2 protein-coding genes and 1 pseudogene are annotated in these 2,778 nt (G+C 70.4%); 1 reads left to right on the top strand and 2 read right to left on the bottom strand.

All coding sequences use genetic code 11. The features are described 5' to 3' along the window. Positions 1 to 60: 60 nt before the first annotated feature. Both rimO and CH341_RS09950 read right to left on the bottom strand, forming a co-directional pair. Positions 61 to 1,437: a 30S ribosomal protein S12 methylthiotransferase RimO gene (gene rimO / locus CH341_RS09945; protein ID WP_111418881.1), complete on the bottom strand. Its 1,377-nt coding sequence runs from the start codon at positions 1,435 to 1,437 to the stop codon at positions 61 to 63. Between the two features lie 105 nt (positions 1,438 to 1,542). Then, positions 1,543 to 2,289, bottom strand: coding sequence for a YwaF family protein (locus tag CH341_RS09950; protein WP_111418882.1), 747 nt, complete (start codon positions 2,287 to 2,289; stop codon positions 1,543 to 1,545). Positions 2,290 to 2,497: 208 nt separating this feature from the next. Here CH341_RS09950 and CH341_RS09955 point away from each other — a divergent pair. After that, positions 2,498 to 2,778: pseudogene (locus tag CH341_RS09955) on the top strand (hypothetical protein); the annotation flags it as partial.

Genomic DNA, 2,778 nt, shown 5'->3' on the forward strand with positions numbered 1-2,778 from the left:
CGAGACGCCCGCTGCGCGGGCTCCTCAGGACGAGGCGATCCGCGACTGTCCGGCCCGCCGTCAGAACCCCACCGCCGTGCCGTGCAGGTCGTAGGCGTCGGCGCGCTCGATCTTGACGGTGGCGATCTCGCCGATGCGCAGCGGGCGGCGCGAGGCGACGTAGACGGCGCCGTCGATCTCCGGCGCGTCGGCCTTGCTGCGGCCCTTGGCGATGGTGCCGCCGACCTCGTCGATGATCACCTGCTGGCGGCTGCCGACCTTGCGCTTGAGGCGCCGCGCCGAGATCGCCTGCTGGCGCTGCATGAAGCGGTGCCAGCGCTCCGCCTTCACCTCGTCCGGCACGGCATCGCCGAGATCGTTCGCCGGCGCGCCGCGCACCGGCTCGTACTTGAAGCAGCCGACGCGATCGAGCGAGGCCTCGTCGAGCCAGTCGAGCAGCTCGTCGAACTCCTGCTCGGTCTCGCCCGGGAAGCCGACGATGAAGGTCGAGCGCAGCGTGATGTCGGGGCAGATCTCGCGCCAGCGCGCGATGCGCTGAAGCGTCTTCTCCTGCGCCCCCGGGCGGCGCATGCGCTGCAGCACCGACGTCGCTCCGTGCTGGAACGGGATGTCCAGATAGGGCAGCACGCGCCCCTCGGCCATCAGCGGCACCACCTCGTCGACGTGAGGGTAGGGGTAGACGTAGTGCAGCCGCACCCACACGCCGAGCTCGCCCAGCGCGGCGGAGAGATCCAGGAACTTGGCCCGCACCTCGCGGTCGCGCCACACGCTGGTCGCGTATTTGAGGTCGACGCCGTAGGCCGAGGTGTCCTGCGAGATCACCAGCAGCTCTTTCACGCCGGCGGCCACCAGCTTCTCGGCTTCGCGCAGAACGTCGGCGGCGGGGCGGGAGACCAGGTCGCCGCGCAGCTTCGGGATGATGCAGAAGCTGCAGCGGTTGTTGCAGCCTTCCGAAATCTTCAGATAGGCGTAGTGGCGCGGCGTGAGCTTGACGCCCTGCGGCGGCACCAGGTCGATGAACGGCGCATGGGCGGGCGGCACGGCGCGGTGCACCGCCTCCATCACGCTCTCGTATTGCTGCGGTCCGGTGATCGCCAGCACGTTGGGGAATTTCTCGGTGATGGCCTCGGGCTCGGCGCCCATGCAGCCGGTCACCACCACCTTGCCGTTCTGGGCCAGCGCGTCGCCGATGGCGGCGAGCGATTCCGCCTTGGCGCTGTCCAGAAATCCGCAGGTGTTGACCAGCACCAGATCGGCGCCCGCATGGGTGCGGGTCAGCTCGTAGCCCTCGGCCCGCAGCCGGGTGACGATGCGCTCGGAATCGACCAGCGCCTTGGGGCAGCCGAGCGAGACGAAGCTCACCTTGCGGACGGCTTGGGGATCCGTGGCGCGGGTGTCGGGCGCGCGGTCGGTCGTGGCGGGGTCGGGGGTCTGCATCGGAAACGGCCGGTGGTTGCGGAAGGGCCGTGTCCTAGAGCAACGGGCGGCTCTTGGGAAGCGGGCGGCTCCTGGTAAGCCGCCGACTTCATTCGCCGTCAGCCTTCAGGCCGCCTCCGGCTCGACCTCCGGGTCGGCCACGGCGGGCTTCCCCAGGAAGCGCCAGGGCAAAAACACCAGCAGGAACCCGATGCCGGCGAGCGCCGACATCACCAGCACCCGGGCCGGCCACGGGCCGAGCAGGGCGACGAAGGGCGGTACCAGCTTCTGGTCCGCCGGGTTGCCGACATAGGCGTAGTTCGAGCCGAGCGCGACGTTCACCGCGAAGACCACGGCCACATAGGCGATCGTGAAGGCGGCGGCGCGGCGGAAGTCGCTCCAGTCCGGCCGAAAGCCCAGCACGGCGATGTCGTAGACGGCGTAGCCGAAGATGATCGAATGGGCGATCCAGAAGCCCCAGAACAGCGGTGAGGCCGGTCCCTGGGTCAGGGTCGGCTGGATGAAGGCCTGGGTGGTCAGGGCGAAGGCCCAGAAATACAGGGTGGCACGCAGCCACCGCTTCTGCGTCAGCAGGGCGAGCGGCGCGATGAGGCCGCCGACGTCGCAGATGTGCAGCGGCAGGCCCGTCAGCATGTCGATGCCGCCCCAGTTCCAGGCGAGGTTGTAGGCGCCCCAGACCAGGAAGGCGAACACCCCGAGGCCGAGGCGCAATCGCGGCTCGCGCTCCGGCCCGAGCCGCCGGGCCGCCACCGCCACGGCCGCGATGGCGGCGAAGCAGGCCAGCACGGTGACGAGATGCATGGTGCCGTAGGCCGTGAAGACGTCGAAGCGGCCGAGCGTGGTCTCCGGCATGGGGGTCCCCTCCCGCGGCGATCCGGCGCGATTCGGCCGGGTCCTCACCGGAGTGTGCGGCTCCTGTTTTACACGAATAAGGCAGCCTCACCGGAGCGGCCGGCGTGAACCGCCCGGCCGCGCCGATGCACGCAAGCTCCGAGCGGGGATCCGGGAGGGGGCCGGAGCAGCAGGCGACGGCCCTTCCGCCGTCCGAGGAGGACATGGCATGCGAGGAATCTTCGAGGGACGTGCCGGCACCCGCGTCGCGGGCGCCCGGGCGGGCGGACTCGGCTGCGCGGCCGCCGTGGTGATCGTGGTGCTGGCCGCGCCCGCCCCGGCAAAAGCCCAGATGGGCGGCTTCGGCGGCTTCGGCGGCGGCGGGCAGGAGCAGATGATGACCCAGATGGCGCCGCTGATGGAGATGATGAAGCAGCGCATGGGCAAGAAGCGCTATGCCCGGCTGATGCAGACCTTCGGCCCGATGATGGCGAACATGATGGACGGCGG

The organism is Rhodoplanes roseus (assembly GCF_003258865.1).
In the GTDB taxonomy this organism is placed as follows: Bacteria; Pseudomonadota; Alphaproteobacteria; order Rhizobiales; family Xanthobacteraceae; genus Rhodoplanes; species Rhodoplanes roseus.